Origin of the sequence: Nonomuraea sp. MTCD27, from assembly GCF_041950495.1 — a bacterium.
Taxonomy (GTDB): Bacteria; Actinomycetota; Actinomycetes; order Streptosporangiales; family Streptosporangiaceae; genus Nonomuraea.
Genome location: NZ_JBGNUW010000002.1, coordinates 751,951 through 766,287, shown reverse-complemented (window position 1 = coordinate 766,287; position 14,337 = coordinate 751,951). Strand labels below are relative to the sequence as shown.

The window sequence follows — 14,337 nt, the reverse complement described above, 5'->3', positions numbered from 1 at the left end:
CCGATTTCGCCAGATTGGACGGGTCGGTAGATCTTTTGCCGAGAATTACCCCTTTTGACCTGGGAGAACATAACCTTTTCCAATGCGTTTTGTCGCCTTTGTCGTGATTATCGCCGGATGGGCGGTGGCTGCTACCACCCCCGCGTCCGCCATCACCAACGGCTCCGCCGATGCGAACGCACACCCCGAGGTAGGCGCGCTCATCGACGAGCGTCCCAACCCGGACGGCACCTGGAGCTACTGCACCGGCACGCTGATCTCGCCCACGGTCTTCCTCACCGCCGCCCACTGCGGAGAGCCGGGCCAGAAGCGCGCCCACGTGTCCTTCGACGCCAGCTACGAACCGGGAGACACGCTCTACACCGGACGCTACGTACCGGACCCGCGCTACAAGGACTCCTCGGAGCTGCACGACATGGCCGTCGTGGTCTTCGACACGCCCGTCAAGGGCATCGCGCCCGCGCAGCTGCCCGAGCCCGGCCTGCTCGACCGGATGGAGGCCGCCGGCAAGATGAAGGCGACGCGGTTCACCTCGGTCGGGTACGGCTCGGTCTCCTCGACCAGGAACTCGACCAAGAAGAGCGCGCACCAGTACAGCTACCGCTACACCGACACCCGTCACCAGGCGCCGATCTCCTTCGACGACCTGTCCGGCAAGTGGCTGGACCTGATGCCGAAGGCCAAGGACGACGGCAGCACCTGCTTCGGCGACTCCGGCGGCCCGAACTTCCTGGGCGGCCCCACCTCGCACCTCCTGGTCGCCACGTCGGTCAGCGGCGCCGACGACGCCTGCAAGCAGGTCAACTACGACTACCGCCTGGACACGCCGACGGCCCGCCGCTTCCTGGGCAAGTACGTCACGCTGCCGGCGGCCACCCGCTGACGGCCACGCCCACCGCTCCCACCGGCCCCGCTCCTCGCACGGTCCGCCCCCTGAGGCGGTCACGCGAGGCGCGGGGCCGGCTCCGTCGCGGGCGGGTCATGGCGGATGAGCTGGGGCAGGGCGGTGATGTTGGCCGACAGGAAGCCCGCCACCGCCTCCGGGACGAGGTTCCTGGAGGAGATCTCCGACCGCTCCAGCGGGACGCGCTCCACCTCGTACAGCCCCCGCGCCGGGTCCTCGAACTCCGGCCCGTGGCGCAGCTCCGGGTCCATCGACACCAGCCGGCAGCCGAAGACGTGCTGTGTCTTGATCTCGCCCCGCCATGGGTACGACACGGTCGCCAGCGGCGTCACGGCGAAGACCGTCGCACCGAGCTCCTCGAGCAGCTCCCGGTGCAGGGTGTCCTCCAGCGTGCCGTCCTCCGGCTCCACGTGCCCGCCCGGCACGCTCCAGTAGAGCTCGCGCCCCGGCACCGTACGCCGGAACAGGACCAGCCGTTCGTCGTGATCGAGAAGGACACCGCGGACACTGGGTCGCATACATCCACCCTATTTGACCGGTATGTCCTTCGGGTAGCCTAACCTACGGTACCGTAACCTGAAGGAGAAGATCTTTTATGGCGATGACTCAGACGGAGCTGCTGCACGAGCTCGAGCCCGTGGTCGCCGGGGAGCTCGACCGCCACGAGAAGATGGCGAAGGAGTGGTTCCCGCACGAGTACGTCCCGTGGAGCGAGGGCCGCGATTTCGACGGCATCTACGGGGGCGAGGCTTGGCAGGAGAGCGACTCCAAGATCCCCGAAGCGGCCCGGGTGTCGCTCATCGTCAATCTCCTCACCGAGGACAACCTGCCCAGCTATCACCACGAGATCGCCACGACCTTCGGCCGCGACGGCGCCTGGGGCACGTGGGTGCACCGGTGGACCGCCGAGGAGGACCGGCACGGCACCGCCATCCGCGACTACCTCACCGTCACCCGGGCCGTGGACCCGGTGGCGCTCGAGCGGGCCCGCATGGCCCACATGGAGAGCGGCTTCGCCACCGAGTACAACACGATGCTGCAGCAGCTCGCGTACGTCTCCTTCCAGGAGCTGGCCACCCGCATCGCGCACCGCAACACCGGCAGGGCCTCCGGCGACGAGGGCTGCGAGCGGCTGCTGGCCAGGATCGCCGCGGACGAGAACCTGCACATGCTCTTCTACCGCAACCTGCTCAAGGCGGCCTTCGAGCTCGACCCCAACCAGACCATGCGCGCGGTGACCGACGTGGTGACCACCTTCCAGATGCCCGGCCAGGGGATGGACGGGTTCGCCCGCAAGGCCCTGATCATCGCGAACGAGGGCATCTACGACCTCCGCCTCCACCTGGACGACGTGCTCATGCCGGTGCTGCGGCAGTGGTCGGTGTTCGACAAGACCGGGCTGGACTCCGAGGGTGAGAAGGCGCGCGAGGAGCTGTCGGAGTTCCTGGCCAGGACGGACGCCACGGCCGCCCGCTTCGTCGAGCGCCGCGAGGAGCGCCGCGCCCGCGCCGCCGCGCGCGGCTGACGCGCCTCCCGACGGTGACGCGCCGCCCGGCGACCCGCCGGGCGGCACCTCGCCGAGCAGGTCGGCCCGGACCGGATCGGCGCGCCGCCCGCCCGGCGGCCGGTGCCGCCGGTAGGCGGCTCCACCAGTACGTCTCCCCGTCCGGCAAAGACTGTGCGCCTCTTGACCCGGAGATGGTCTTGGACATCCGCGGCATCGGGCAGGTTCCCGGTAACACCGGAACCCCTTGGGAGCAGAGGGTGAAAATCATCGGGATCGCCGCCAGTCTGCACGCGGGGTCATTCATCACCAGATTGCTGGACGCGGCGGGCGGCGAGCTGCCGAGGGGTGTCGGCTTCGAGGTGTGGCGGGGGCTGGGCGAGATCCCGCCGTACCGGACCGGGCCCGTTCCGGCGCCGGCGCGCGAGCTGCTCACGCTGGTCGCGGGCGGTGACGCCGTCCTGCTGACCGCCCCCGAGCACAGCCTGCTGCCGCTGGAGCTGACGTACGCGCTGGACTGGATGTCGGCGCGGGAGGGGCTGTCGGGCAAGCACGTGGCGGTGATGAGCGCCAGCGCGCGGGCCTGCGGGGCCATGTGGGCGCAGGCGGAGCTGTACAAGCAGCTGCTGGGGGCGGGCGCGGTCGTGATGGGGGCCGAGCTGGTGATCTCGCCCGCCTGCCCGCACTTCGCCGAGGACGGTCATCTGGCGGCTCCGGACCTGCGCGAGCAGGTGCGGGGCGTGATCCGGCAGCTCTGCCCGGCCGAGGTCATGGAGCCGGCGCTCTCCCTCTGAGACGCCTCAGGCCACCCTGACGCTCCTCACACAGGGGGGACCCACCCTCGACCCTGGCGCGCCTCACAGGCCCTCTCTGACGGGCTCAGGGCTCCGCGGGGGTTCGCTGCAGCAGTCGGTCGAGCTTGATGCCCAGGTCCGTGACCTCGGACCGGAGGAAGTTGAACTCGTGCTCGATCTCCGAGCGGATGGCCCCGAACTCGACGGCGATCTCCGCCCGCACGTCGATCTCGCCGCCCGTCCCGGCCGCGGCGGCCACGGGCCGGCCCGTCACCTCCCTGCGGACGCCCGCGATCTCGGTGCCGACCGCCGCGAACTCCTCCCCCATCTCGGTCCTGGCACGGCCGAGCTCCGCCTTCAGGAAGGCGATCTCCGCCTGCAGCTTCCTGGAGCGGTCGATGATCTCGCGCAGGAGGTCGTCCTGCCGGTCCAGCTCGGTGCCTCGCTCAGCGGTCGTCTCGAGATCCTCGACGCGGAGTTTCAGGTCGAGGATCTCCGCACGTACGTCCACGCACCCTGCCCTTTCCCACCGCCAAGTCTTCCGTCCTCAACATCGTCGCAGCCGGTTCGCGACCTTGGCGATCGGGAGGAGGAACGGGGGTGCGATTCTTTCCACCGGCTGCTCCGCGCCGCCCGCCGGATTCGGCATATGCCCACCGTGGAAAGGGGTCGGGTGCGGGCATCGCCGCTCTCTGACGGGAAACGGGCGGGGGACAATCTTCTACCGGCGGTCTTCGATCTCCCACAGGTGATCGATCACGTGCCAGGCGATGCGCCGCAGCGCGTAGCGGGGCGGCCACTTGGTGGTCGCCGGCGGCTCCCAGGGGCGCGACAGCACCTCCGCCAGCTCCGCCCGCATCGCATCACGGTCCCCAGGAGCCTTGTACGGCCTGTGCCGCACTCCGACCATCCTGGCGAAGGCCCGCTCGGCGTCCGTCACGTGGTCAACGATCTTCGTACGGTCCCGCCCGCCGCCCCGCGGCCCCTTGCGCAGTTCCTCCGGCGCGACCCCGGCGGTCTCGTCGAACAGCTCCCACGCCGCCCGCAGCAGGGCCACCGAGCGCTCGGCCTCGGCCCCGGACAGGGGCTCCAGGTCCAGGTCGGGCACCTCGTACGGCACCCCGAAGTCCGTCGTCTGGGTCCCCCGCACCCGGGCCACCACCTCGGGCTCCCCCGGCGCGAACTCCAGCCCGGCCCGTTCGGCGATCACCCGGTAGCGGGGCACGTAGTCGACGAGCCGGTCGATGGCCGCCTCCTCGCCCTTGTCGATCCGGCACCAGCCGGGCCAGTCGAGCGAGCAGGCGAACACCTTCTTCGGTCCGATTTCCAGGTAAACACGGGTCATGGCAGCTCAGCCTGCCACGCGTACCTGTCAGGGGCCGTCAGGTTCAGATGAGGTCGATGAGGTCGGCCACCGAGTCGACGACCAGCGACGGACGGTAGGGGAAGCGGTCGATCTCGTGGCGCTGGGTGACGCCGGTGAGGACGAGGATTGTATAGAGCCCGGCCTCCATGCCCGAGACGATGTCGGTGTCCATGCGGTCGCCGATCATGGCCGTGGTCTCGCTGTGGGCCTCGATCTCGTTGAGCGCGCTGCGCATCATGCGGGGGTTGGGCTTGCCGACGAAGTACGGCTCCACCCCGGTGGCCTTGGTGATGAGGGCGGCCACGGCGCCGCAGGCCGGCAGGGAGCCCTCGGTGGAGGGGCCGATGGGGTCGGGGTTGGTGGCGATGAAGCGGGCCCCGCCCTCGATGAGGCGGATGGCGCGGGTGATCTGGGTGAAGCTGTAGGTGCGGGTCTCGCCGAGCACGACATAGTCGGGGTCGAGGTCGGTCAGGATGTAGCCGACCTCGTGCAGCGCCGTGGTCAGGCCGGCCTCGCCGATCACGTACGCGGAGCCGCCCGAGCGCTGGTCGTCGAGGAACTGGGCGGTGGCCAGCGCGGAGGTCCAGATGGACTCGGCCGGTACGTCGAGGCCCGCGCCGGCCAGGCGTACCGAGAGATCGCGCTGGGTGTAGATCGAGTTGTTGGTCAGGACCCGGAACTTCTTGCCCGACTCGCTGAGCCGCTTGATGAATTCGTCCGCTCCGGGGACGGGTCGCCCCTCGTGGACGAGTACGCCGTCCATGTCGGACAACCAGGAGTCGATCCGCTTACGCTGAGTCACGCGCCCATCGTACCGAGCGCGCCTTATCGACTTCCTGCCCGGCACGTGAACAATGTTCCTCATGTCGTTCACTGAATCCGCGCAGGACATGCGGGACGAGATCGTCCAGCTCAGGCACTCTTTGCACACCACCCCGGAGCTCGGCCTGCACCTGCCGCGCACCCAGGAGAAGGTCCTGGCGGCCCTGGAGGGGCTGCCGTTGGAGATCAAGACCGGCACGGCGCTCAGCTCGGTGACCGCCGTGCTGAGGGGCGGCCGGCCGGGGCCCGCGGTGCTGCTGAGAGGCGACATGGACGCCCTGCCCGTGACCGAGCGGAACGACCTGCCCTACGTCTCCCAGCTGCCCGGTCAGATGCACGCCTGCGGGCACGACCTGCACACCGCGATGCTGGCGGGGGCGGCGCACCTGCTGAGCGCGCGGCGCGAGGAGCTGGCCGGTGACGTGATCTTCATGTTCCAGCCCGGCGAGGAGGGCCACGAGGGCGCCAAGCACATGATCGGCGAGGGGGTGCTGGAGGCGGCGGGGACGCGGCCGGTGGCGGCGTACGGGATGCACGTCGTCTCCGCGATGTTGCCGCCGGGGCTGTTCGCGTCGCGGCCGGGGCCGATCATGGCGGCGGCGGACACGTTCTGCGTGACGGTGAAGGGGCGCGGCGGGCACGGTTCGAGCCCGCACCGGGCGCTGGACCCGATCGCGGCGGGGTGCGAGATGGTGACGGCGCTGCAGACGATGGTGACCAGGACGTTCGACGTGTTCGACCCGGTCGTGGTGACGGTGGGCAGCTTCCACGGCGGCTCGGCGGACAACGTGATCCCGGACGACGCCAGGTTCGAGGCGACGGTGCGGACCTTCAGCAAGGAGAACCGCACGCTGGTCAAGCGGCGGCTGGTGGAGGTCGTGCAGGGGATCGCGGCGGCGCACGGGCTGCAGGTGGAGGCGTCGTTCGGGATGGGTTACCCGGTGACCGTCAACGACGGGAGCGAGGCCGACTTCGTGGGCCGGACTGCCGACGAGCTGTTCGGGCCGGGGCGCTACTTCGTCTCGCCGCAGCCGGTGATGGGCTCGGAGGACTTCTCGTACGTGCTGGAGTCGGTGCCGGGGGCGTTCGTGTTCCTGGGGGCGTGCCCGCCGGACCGGGACCCGGCGACGGCGCCCTACAACCACTCCCCCGAGGCGCTCTTCGACGACTCGGTGCTGCCGGACGGGGCCGCGCTCTACGCCTCGCTGGCCCACGCCCGGCTGTCCTGACGATGCGTGCCTGGGTGGTGGACCGGCCGGGGCCGATGGCGTCCCGGCCGCTGGCGCTGGTCGAGCGGGAGGTGCCCGAGCCGGGGCCCGGCGAGGTCCTGGTGCGGGTCGAGGCGTGCGGGGTGTGCCGTACGGACCTGCACCTGGCGGAGGGCGACCTGCGGCCGCGGCGGCCCCGCACCACCCCCGGGCACCAGGCCGTGGGCCGGGTCGAGGGCACCGGCGAGCGGGTGGGCGTGGCGTGGCTGCGCTCCACCTGCGGCAGGTGCCGCTACTGCGTGCGGGGGATGGAGAACCTGTGCCCCCGCTCGACGTACACGGGATGGGACGCCGACGGCGGGTTCGCCGAATATCTCGTCGCGCCCGCCGACTACGTCTACCCCCTGCCGGACGAGCCGCCCGCCGAGCGGCTGGCGCCGCTGCTGTGCGCCGGGATCATCGGCTACCGGGCGCTGGCGCGGTGCGATTTGCCGCCCGGCGGGCGGCTGGGGATCTACGGATTCGGGGCCTCGGCCCACCTGACCGCGCAGGCGGCCATCGCCCAGGGGGCCACCGTGCACGCGGTCAGCAGGTCCGCCGAGTCGCGGCGGCTGGCCCTGGAGCTGGGGGCCGCCTCGGCCGGGGACAGGCCACCGGAACCGCTGGACTCGGCCATCCTGTTCGCGCCGGTGGGTACCCTGGTACCGCCCGCGCTGGAGGCGCTCGACCGGGGCGGGACGCTGGCCGTGGCGGGGATCCACCTGACCGACATCCCGGTGCTCGACTACGACCGGCACCTGTTCCAGGAGCGCACGCTGCGCAGCGTGACCGCCAACACCAGGGCCGACGGGCGGGCGTATCTGGAGCTGGCCCTGGCGCATCCGCCGCGCGTGAGCACGACGGCCTACCCGTTCGAGGAGGCCGACCGGGCGCTGGCCGATCTGGCCGCCGACCGGGTCAGCGGGGCCGCCGTCCTGGTGCTGAGCTGACGAAATACTTGATGACGCTTAGCTCCACTTCGTACACTCATGAAGGAAAGTTACATTAGCCTCACAACCACTGGAGATTATTGACGCTGATCTGGCGCGATCGTAATGTCCGGTCAATCCCTAGAGACATCCCCCGGAGCGGCAAATGAAGCGACTGGCAGCGGTAGTGGCGTTGCTGGGCCTGGCCACCGCGACAGCGGCGTGCAGTGGTGGTTCCACCAACAAGTCCGGCTCGGGCGGCGGCGGTGGTGGCGGGCTCTTCACCACGATCGACGTGACCCGGCCGGGCCTCGAATCGACGGCGCCGGCCAACCCGTTCAACCCCAAGGGCAACTCCTTCGTGGGCTACAACGCCATGAGGATCGGCTGGGTCAAGAACCACCTGACCGACCCGAACCAGGCCCTGCCCGGCATCGCGGCGAGCTGGGAGATCGCGCCCGACAACTCCTCCATCACGCTGAAGCTGCAGCCGAACGCCAAGTGGTCCGACGGCAAGCCGGTCACCGCCGACGACGTCAAGATGTCCATCGGCATCGCCTACACGCAGGGCAGCACGGCCTTCTCGATCACGCCCGGCGCGGCGGGCGCGGCGGCCGACGTCACGGTCGTCGACCCGCAGACCCTGAAGATCACCCAGGACATGGCCAACCCCAGCCCGAAGTTCGCGCGCGGCGTGCTCGACACGACGGTGCTGCCCGCGCACGTGTGGGGCAGCGTGCTGCCCGCCGACTTCTGGGACAAGCTCAAGGCCGCCCGCGGCGACGGCCCCGACGCCGAGAAGGCGCGCGAGGAGATCCCCGCGCTCGGTGAGAAGGTCCTCGCCTTCGCCCCGCCGAAGGACGTCTCCGCCGGCCCGTTCGTGCTGGAGCGGGTCAACCCGTCCGAGGCGCTGCTGGTCAAGAACAAGTACTTCTACAACGCCGCGAACGTCGCGCCCGCGCAGGTGAAGTTCCTCAACTACACCGGCAACGAGCAGATCTGGAACTATCTCACCCAGGGCAAGCTCGACCACGCCGGCTTCACGGCCACCCCGACCGACGTGATGAACCGGATCAAGCAGGCTCCGGGCAGCGAGGTCATCAAGGGCTACTCGCCGGTGGCCGTGGGCATGGGCTTCAACCAGTCCAAGAAGCCGTACGACAACGTCCACGTGCGCCGCGGCCTGGCCTACCTCATCGACCGCGACCAGGTCACCAAGGTCGCCTCGCCCGAGGGCGGCACGCCGGCCGCCACGACCAGCGGCATCCACCAGAAGGCCGCACAGGCGTGGATCCCGGAGACGGTGCCGCAGCTGGAGCCGTACAAGCCCGACGTGGCCAAGGCCGAGGCGGAGTTCAAGGAGGCCGGCCTGACCAAGAAGGACGGCAAGTGGACGCTGGCCGACGGCACGGCGTGGAAGGTCTCCATGCACGCGCCCTCCGGCTTCTCCGACTGGCTGTCGGCCCAGGAGAACATCAAGAGCCAGCTCACCAAGGCCGGCGTCGACGCCGAGGTCGTCACGACCGCCGACTACCCGCTGTATCTGCAGGAGCTGTCGGCCGGCAAGTACGACGTGGGCTTCTGGCTGATGGCGCTCGGCCCCGCGCCGTACGACATCTTCCAGCGCGTCTACGGCGCCTCCAACGGCTGGACCAACGTCGGCAACAAGGTCTCGCACGCCGCGCCCGGCAAGAGCGGCAACTGGATGGGCGGCGGCGAGGAGATCGAGGTCGACGGCCAGAAGGTCAACCCCGGTGAGCTGACCGCCAAGCTGAACTCGGTCGGCGCCGAGGAGGCCAAGCCGATCATGGCCCAGCTCGCCAAGGCCACCAACCAGGACCTGCCGGTCATCCAGCTCTGGGACTACGTCAACGTCCAGTTCGTCAACAACAGCCGCTTCACCGGCTGGCCGCACGAGGACGAGGTCCTGCGCGGCGGCGGCAGCGTCGTGATGTCCGGTGTGTGGATCCAGCAAGGTCTGATCAAGGCAAAGCAGTAGCCTATGACGCTCATCGCACGGCGACTCGCGGGCCACCTGGCCCGCGGGCTCGTCATGATCCTCGTAGTGGCGACGATCACGTTCTTCATCGTCAACAACATCCCCGGCGACCCCATGGCCGCCCGGTACGAGAAGCTCATCGAAGGGGGCATGTCGCCGGAGGCGGCCTCGCAGGCCGTGAAGGTGCTCTACGGCTTCCAGCCGGACGGCTCGATGTGGCAGCAGTACAGCGAGTTCATCACCGGCCTGCTCCACCTCGACCTCGGCGTCTCCGTCACCAGGCCGGGCACGCCCGTCCTCGACGTGCTGACCGAGGCGGCCAAGTGGACCGTTCTACCGGTCCTGGCGGGCACGCTGCTCAGCTTCCTCGTCGGCGTCATCCTCGGCGTGTTCGCGGCCATCAAGCGCACCGGCAAGCTGGGCGACGCCCTGGCCATCTCTGGCTCGCTGCTGCACGGCATCCCGCAGTACGTGCTGGCGATGCTGCTCGTGGTGATCTTCGCGACGCTCATCCCGATCCTGCCCGCCGACGGGTCGGTGGACATCCTGTACGAGCCGGGCTTCAACGCCGGCTACATCGGCTCGCTCGTCGAGCACGCCGTCCTGCCGGTCGTCACGTACGCCCTGTCGGCCTACGGCGGCTGGATCCTGGCGATGAAGTCCAGCGTGGTCACCGTGCTCGGCGACGACTTCATCCTGGCCGCCGAGCTGCGCGGCGTGAAGCGCTCGATCGTCTTCCGCTACATCGCGCGCAACGCGATCCTGCCGCTGTTCACGCTGCTGGCCCTGTCGCTGGGCCTGCTGCTGGGCGGCGCGGTCTTCATCGAGAAGATCTTCAACTACCCGGGGCTCGGCTGGCTGCTCATCGGCAGCGTCCAGGACCGTGACTACGCGCTGATGAGCGGGGCCTTCCTGCTCATCACGGTCGCCACCATCATCGCCAACATCGTGGCCGACCTGTTCTACACGGTGATCGACCCGCGAGTCCGCAGCGGAGAGGAGGCGTCGTGAGCGCCACGCTCATCCCCGAGACGGGCTCGGCCGCCTCGACCATGCGCCGCAACTTCTGGCACGGCGTGTGGCGGGTGATGAAGCGCAAGCCCAGCCGGATAGCCGGAGTGATCATCCTGGTGGGCTTCCTCCTCATGGCGGTCGTCGGGCCGATGCTGCTGCCCGCGAACCTGCCGGACAACCCCAACGCCATCATCCAGCCGCCGAGCTGGGAGCACTGGTTCGGCACCGACCCGCAGGGGCGCGACGTGGTCGCGCTGGTCATCAAGGGCTCGCGCTACGTGCTGCTGACGGCCGCGGTGACCGCGCTCATCACGGTCGTCGTCGGCACCGCGGTCGGCCTGTTCTCCGGGTTCAAGCGGGGCCGCTGGGACACCGTGCTCATGCGGCTGACCGACATGAAGCTCACCATCCCCGGCCTGCCCCTGCTGCTGGTGCTGGCGACGGTGTGGCAGTTCGGCAGCCCGATCCAGATGGGCCTGGTGCTGGGCATGCTCGGCTGGGGCGGCGTGGCGCGCGCCGTCCGGTCCCAGACGCTGTCCCTGCGCGAGCGCGGCTTCATCGAGGCGGCGCGCGGGCTGGGGCTGTCCACGACGCACATCATCGGCAGGGAGCTGCTGCCCAGCATGGCGCCCTACATCGCGATGAACATGCTCATCGCGGTCACCGGCGCGGTCTACGCGCAGGTGGGCCTGTTCTTCCTGGGGGTGCTGCCGTACGAGTCGGACAACTGGGGTGTCATGCTCAACCTGGCCGTCTTCCAGGCGGGCGCCATGATCACGCCGTACGCGCTCGGCTACCTGCTGGCGCCGCTGCTGGCGATCCTGCTGCTCACCCTGGGCATCGTGCTCGTGGTGGACGCCATGGACGAGATCTTCAACCCCCGGCTGCGCGAGGAGTAGCACGTTGGCTGAACAAGCGCCGGGAGTGCGCATCGGCGGCCTGACGGTCGTCTACAAGACCCCCGCGGGCGAGCTGCCCGCCGTCCGGGACATCAGCCTGACGCTGGAGCCCGGGTCGATCACCGGCATCGTCGGCGAGTCCGGCTCCGGCAAGTCCACGCTGGCCCTGTCCCTGCTCAACGCGGTCCAGCCGCCCGGCAGGATCTCGGCGGGCAGCGTCGAGATCGACGGGCTCGGCGACGTGGTGGGCCTGGCGGGCGAGCGGCTGCGCAAGGCCCGCGGCCGGCACATCGGCTACGTCTTCCAGGCCGCCCAGAACTCCCTCAACCCGCTCAAGACGGTCGGCAAGCAGCTCCTGGACCTGGGCCGCTCGCACGGCGTGGAGGACCTGCGCGGCCTGGTGCGCGAGGCCAAGGAGCTGCTGGGCCGGATGGGCCTGGACGGCGCCCGGGTGCTGGACTCGCACCAGCACGAGCTGTCCGGCGGCATGCGCCAGCGGGTCGGCATCATGCTGGCGCTGGTGCTCAACGCCCACCTGGTGGTGCTGGACGAGCCCACGACCGCGCTCGACATGATCACCCAGGCGAACATCCTGAAGATCATCCGCGAGGTGCACGACGAGCGCGGCCTGACGACGCTGGTCATCACGCACGACATCGGCGTGGTGGCCGAGGTGGCCGACCGGCTGGCGGTCATGTACGGCGGCCGCCTGGTCGAGCAGGGCCCCACCCGGGAGGTGCTGGGCGCGCCCCGGCACCCGTACACCAGGGGCCTGATCAGGGCCATCCCGCGGCTCGTGGGCGACATCGACGAGGCCCAGGCCCTGCCGGGGCGCCCGCCGACGCTGTCGACCGTGCCGAAGGAGGGCTGCGTGTTCAGGGAGCGCTGCCCGCTGCGCATGGACGTGTGCGACTCGGTGGACCCCGAGGCCGTCTCCCATGGGACGAGGACCGTGGCCTGCCACGCCGTGACCGTGAAGGAGCACGCATGATCACCGGAACCGGCGTCGTCAAGACGTTCAAGCAGCGGGGCAAGATGCTGGGGGCCCGCGATGTGCGCGCGCTGCGGGGCGTGGACTTCGCGATCCCCAAGGGCGGCGCGGCCTCGTTCATCGGCGAGTCCGGGTGCGGGAAGACCACGCTGGGGCGGATCATCGCCGGGCTGGAGACGTACGACGAGGGCGAGATCGCGATCGACGGCGTGGCCATGTCCGGGCTCAAGCTCAAGCAGCGCCAGCCGCACTTCCGCAAGATCCAGATGATCCACCAGGACCCGTACTCGGCCCTGAACCCGACCAGGACCATCCACCAGACCCTGCACGCGCCGCTGAGCCTGCGGGCCAGGCAGACCGGGCGGTCGCGGTCGTGGATGGAGGAGCGGGCGGCCGAGGTGCTGTCGCTGGTGGGGCTGGACCCCGGGTCGGTGCTGGCGCGCTACCCGCACCAGCTGTCCGGCGGCATGCGCCAGCGGGTGGTCATCGCCCGCGCGCTCACCGTGGACCCGGAGATGCTGGTCGCCGACGAGGCCGTGTCGATGATCGACGTCTCGCTCCGGCTGGGCATCCTGGCGCTGCTGAAGGACCTGCGCGAGCGGCTCGGCGTGAGCGTGCTGTTCATCACGCACGACGTGGCCACGGCCCGCTACATCGGCGGCGACGGCGAGCTGTACGTCATCTACCGCGGCCAGGTCGTCGAGCGCGGCCCGGTGGACACGATCATCGCCGACCCCGTGCACCCGTACACGCAGTCGCTGCTGTCGGCCATCCCCGTGCTGCACGGGCTGGAGCAGCCGGGCGAGCAGCCCGTTGTGCCGCTGGAGTCGCTGGACGAGAGCCGCTCCGACGAGGGCTGCCTGTTCGCCCGGCGCTGCCCGTTCCGGGGCGAGCGGTGCGCGGAGGAGCGGCCGCTGCTGCAGCTCACCGAGGGCGTGCCGCAGGAGCACGCGTGCTTCTACCCGCAGCGCCGAAGTGTGATCGCGCGACCGATGAGCGAGGTGTGATGTCCCACGCCGTACGCGCGGCCGACCCGGCCGAGGCGGCGCTGGTCGCCGAGGCCGCGCTGACGCTGGACGCCGGGGAGGCCGCCGCCCTGGTCGGGCACCTGTCGCGGCCGCCGGCCGACCGGCGCTGGACGGCGCTGGCCACGGACGGGGGCGTGGTGATGGCCTCGATGTCCGCCCAGGACCCGGAGGTGGGGCACGTCGACCTGCTCGCCGTGCACCCCTCGGCCCAGGGGGCGGGGCGCGGCCGGGCGCTGGTGCGCGCGGCCGAGGAGTGGCTGGCCGGGCAGGGCGCGCGGCAGGCCCGCTTCGCCGGGAACCCGCCGTGCTACGCCTGGCCGGGCATCGACGTGCGCTACACCGCCGCCGCCTGCCTGGCCGAGAGCCTCGGCTACGAGCGCTACCACGTGGCCTGGAACATGACGGCCGACCTCGTGGACGCGGACCTGTCCGTCGAGGAGGACGTGGCGCGGCTGGAGAGGTCGGGCGTCGCCGTGCGGGCGGCGGCGGGCGGGGACCGCGAGCGGGTGGCGGCGTTCGTCGAGGAGCACTGGAACGACCGGTGGGCCTGGGAGGCGGTCAACGCGGCCGGGCTGCACTACGCCGAGCGCGACGGGCGGATCCTCGGCTTCGCCGCCTGGGGGTCGCGGCCGGCCTGGTTCGGGCCCATGGGCACCGCGCCGGACGCCCGCGGGCTGGGCCTGGGCCGGGTGCTGCTGCGCAGGTGCCTGGCGGACCAGCGGGCCGCCGGGCAGGCCGGCGCCCAGATCGGGTGGGTGGGGCCGTTGCGGTTCTACTCGCGCGCCGTGGGCGCGCGAGCGGAACGCGTCTTCTGGCTCTACCGGCGCGATCTGGCGTGAT

General features: G+C 70.6%; 15 protein-coding genes. 11 read left to right on the top strand and 4 right to left on the bottom strand.

Annotated elements, in window-relative coordinates:
• The first annotated feature begins 124 nt into the window (after positions 1-124).
• A complete protein-coding gene (locus ACBJ59_RS08050) occupies positions 125-883 on the top strand; it encodes a trypsin-like serine protease (protein WP_375109499.1) in 759 nt (252 codons plus the stop codon).
• A 59-nt stretch (positions 884-942) separates the two neighbouring features.
• On the opposite strand, the gene ACBJ59_RS08045 is transcribed toward ACBJ59_RS08050, so the two are convergent.
• Positions 943-1,422: an NUDIX domain-containing protein gene (locus ACBJ59_RS08045; protein WP_375109498.1), complete on the bottom strand. Its 480-nt coding sequence runs from the start codon at positions 1,420-1,422 to the stop codon at positions 943-945.
• A 77-nt stretch (positions 1,423-1,499) separates the two neighbouring features.
• On the opposite strand from ACBJ59_RS08045, the gene ACBJ59_RS08040 reads away from it, so the two are divergent.
• A complete protein-coding gene (locus tag ACBJ59_RS08040; RefSeq protein ID WP_375109497.1) occupies positions 1,500-2,429 on the top strand; it encodes an acyl-ACP desaturase in 930 nt (309 codons plus the stop codon).
• A gap of 239 nt (positions 2,430-2,668) precedes the next feature.
• Entirely contained in the window at positions 2,669-3,202 is a 534-nt protein-coding gene (locus tag ACBJ59_RS08035) for an NADPH-dependent FMN reductase (RefSeq protein WP_375109496.1), read from the top strand.
• An 85-nt stretch (positions 3,203-3,287) separates the two neighbouring features.
• Here the strand turns inward: ACBJ59_RS08035 and ACBJ59_RS08030 are convergent, their stop codons facing one another.
• The 3 genes from ACBJ59_RS08030 to ACBJ59_RS08020 all read right to left on the bottom strand — a co-directional run bounded on the left by ACBJ59_RS08030 (position 3,288) and on the right by ACBJ59_RS08020 (position 5,331).
• The gene (locus ACBJ59_RS08030; protein ID WP_375109495.1) at positions 3,288-3,713 is read right to left on the bottom strand and encodes a hypothetical protein; all 426 of its coding nucleotides are present in this window, start codon (positions 3,711-3,713) and stop codon (positions 3,288-3,290) included.
• Positions 3,714-3,923: 210 nt separating this feature from the next.
• Entirely contained in the window at positions 3,924-4,547 is a 624-nt protein-coding gene (locus ACBJ59_RS08025) for a hypothetical protein (protein ID WP_375109494.1), read from the bottom strand.
• 43 nt (positions 4,548-4,590) lie between these two features.
• A complete protein-coding gene (locus tag ACBJ59_RS08020; RefSeq protein ID WP_364112434.1) occupies positions 4,591-5,331 on the bottom strand; it encodes an HAD-IIA family hydrolase in 741 nt (246 codons plus the stop codon).
• Positions 5,332-5,431: 100 nt separating this feature from the next.
• Between ACBJ59_RS08020 and ACBJ59_RS08015 the strand changes: the two genes are divergently transcribed.
• The 8 genes from ACBJ59_RS08015 to ACBJ59_RS07980 all read left to right on the top strand — a co-directional run bounded on the left by ACBJ59_RS08015 (position 5,432) and on the right by ACBJ59_RS07980 (position 14,336).
• The gene (locus ACBJ59_RS08015; RefSeq protein WP_375109493.1) at positions 5,432-6,619 is read left to right on the top strand and encodes a M20 family metallopeptidase; all 1,188 of its coding nucleotides are present in this window, start codon (positions 5,432-5,434) and stop codon (positions 6,617-6,619) included.
• A gap of 2 nt (positions 6,620-6,621) precedes the next feature.
• The gene (locus ACBJ59_RS08010) at positions 6,622-7,587 is read left to right on the top strand and encodes a zinc-dependent alcohol dehydrogenase family protein (protein WP_375109492.1); all 966 of its coding nucleotides are present in this window, start codon (positions 6,622-6,624) and stop codon (positions 7,585-7,587) included.
• Between the two features lie 145 nt (positions 7,588-7,732).
• Positions 7,733-9,565 (top strand): ABC transporter substrate-binding protein, encoded by a 1,833-nt coding sequence (locus ACBJ59_RS08005; RefSeq protein ID WP_375109491.1) that lies wholly within the window; start codon positions 7,733-7,735, stop codon positions 9,563-9,565.
• A 3-nt stretch (positions 9,566-9,568) separates the two neighbouring features.
• A complete protein-coding gene (locus tag ACBJ59_RS08000) occupies positions 9,569-10,576 on the top strand; it encodes an ABC transporter permease (RefSeq protein ID WP_375109490.1) in 1,008 nt (335 codons plus the stop codon).
• The gene (locus tag ACBJ59_RS07995) at positions 10,573-11,478 is read left to right on the top strand and encodes an ABC transporter permease (RefSeq protein ID WP_375109489.1); all 906 of its coding nucleotides are present in this window, start codon (positions 10,573-10,575) and stop codon (positions 11,476-11,478) included. Before ACBJ59_RS08000 ends, ACBJ59_RS07995 begins: the two co-directional genes overlap by 4 nt.
• 4 nt (positions 11,479-11,482) lie before the next feature.
• Positions 11,483-12,469, top strand: coding sequence for an ABC transporter ATP-binding protein (locus ACBJ59_RS07990; protein WP_375109488.1), 987 nt, complete (start codon positions 11,483-11,485; stop codon positions 12,467-12,469).
• Positions 12,466-13,476 carry an ABC transporter ATP-binding protein gene (locus ACBJ59_RS07985; RefSeq protein WP_375109487.1) on the top strand — a complete coding sequence of 337 codons (1,011 nt, stop codon included), beginning with the start codon at positions 12,466-12,468 and terminating at the stop codon, positions 13,474-13,476. Before ACBJ59_RS07990 ends, ACBJ59_RS07985 begins: the two co-directional genes overlap by 4 nt.
• A complete protein-coding gene (locus tag ACBJ59_RS07980; protein ID WP_375109534.1) occupies positions 13,476-14,336 on the top strand; it encodes a GNAT family N-acetyltransferase in 861 nt (286 codons plus the stop codon). Before ACBJ59_RS07985 ends, ACBJ59_RS07980 begins: the two co-directional genes overlap by 1 nt.
• Position 14,337 lies beyond the last annotated feature (1 nt).

Coding starts and splice junctions, on each gene's coding strand:
- ACBJ59_RS08020 (WP_364112434.1), bottom strand. CDS start 5,331: ATGGACGGCGTACTCGTCCACGAGGGGCGACCCGTCCCCGGAGCGGAC.
- ACBJ59_RS08015 (WP_375109493.1), top strand. CDS start 5,432: ATGTCGTTCACTGAATCCGCGCAGGACATGCGGGACGAGATCGTCCAG.
- ACBJ59_RS07985 (WP_375109487.1), top strand. CDS start 12,466: ATGATCACCGGAACCGGCGTCGTCAAGACGTTCAAGCAGCGGGGCAAG.
- ACBJ59_RS08010 (WP_375109492.1), top strand. CDS start 6,622: ATGCGTGCCTGGGTGGTGGACCGGCCGGGGCCGATGGCGTCCCGGCCG.
- ACBJ59_RS07980 (WP_375109534.1), top strand. CDS start 13,476: ATGTCCCACGCCGTACGCGCGGCCGACCCGGCCGAGGCGGCGCTGGTC.
- ACBJ59_RS08005 (WP_375109491.1), top strand. CDS start 7,733: ATGAAGCGACTGGCAGCGGTAGTGGCGTTGCTGGGCCTGGCCACCGCG.
- ACBJ59_RS08040 (WP_375109497.1), top strand. CDS start 1,500: ATGGCGATGACTCAGACGGAGCTGCTGCACGAGCTCGAGCCCGTGGTC.
- ACBJ59_RS08045 (WP_375109498.1), bottom strand. CDS start 1,422: ATGCGACCCAGTGTCCGCGGTGTCCTTCTCGATCACGACGAACGGCTG.
- ACBJ59_RS08025 (WP_375109494.1), bottom strand. CDS start 4,547: ATGACCCGTGTTTACCTGGAAATCGGACCGAAGAAGGTGTTCGCCTGC.
- ACBJ59_RS08000 (WP_375109490.1), top strand. CDS start 9,569: ATGACGCTCATCGCACGGCGACTCGCGGGCCACCTGGCCCGCGGGCTC.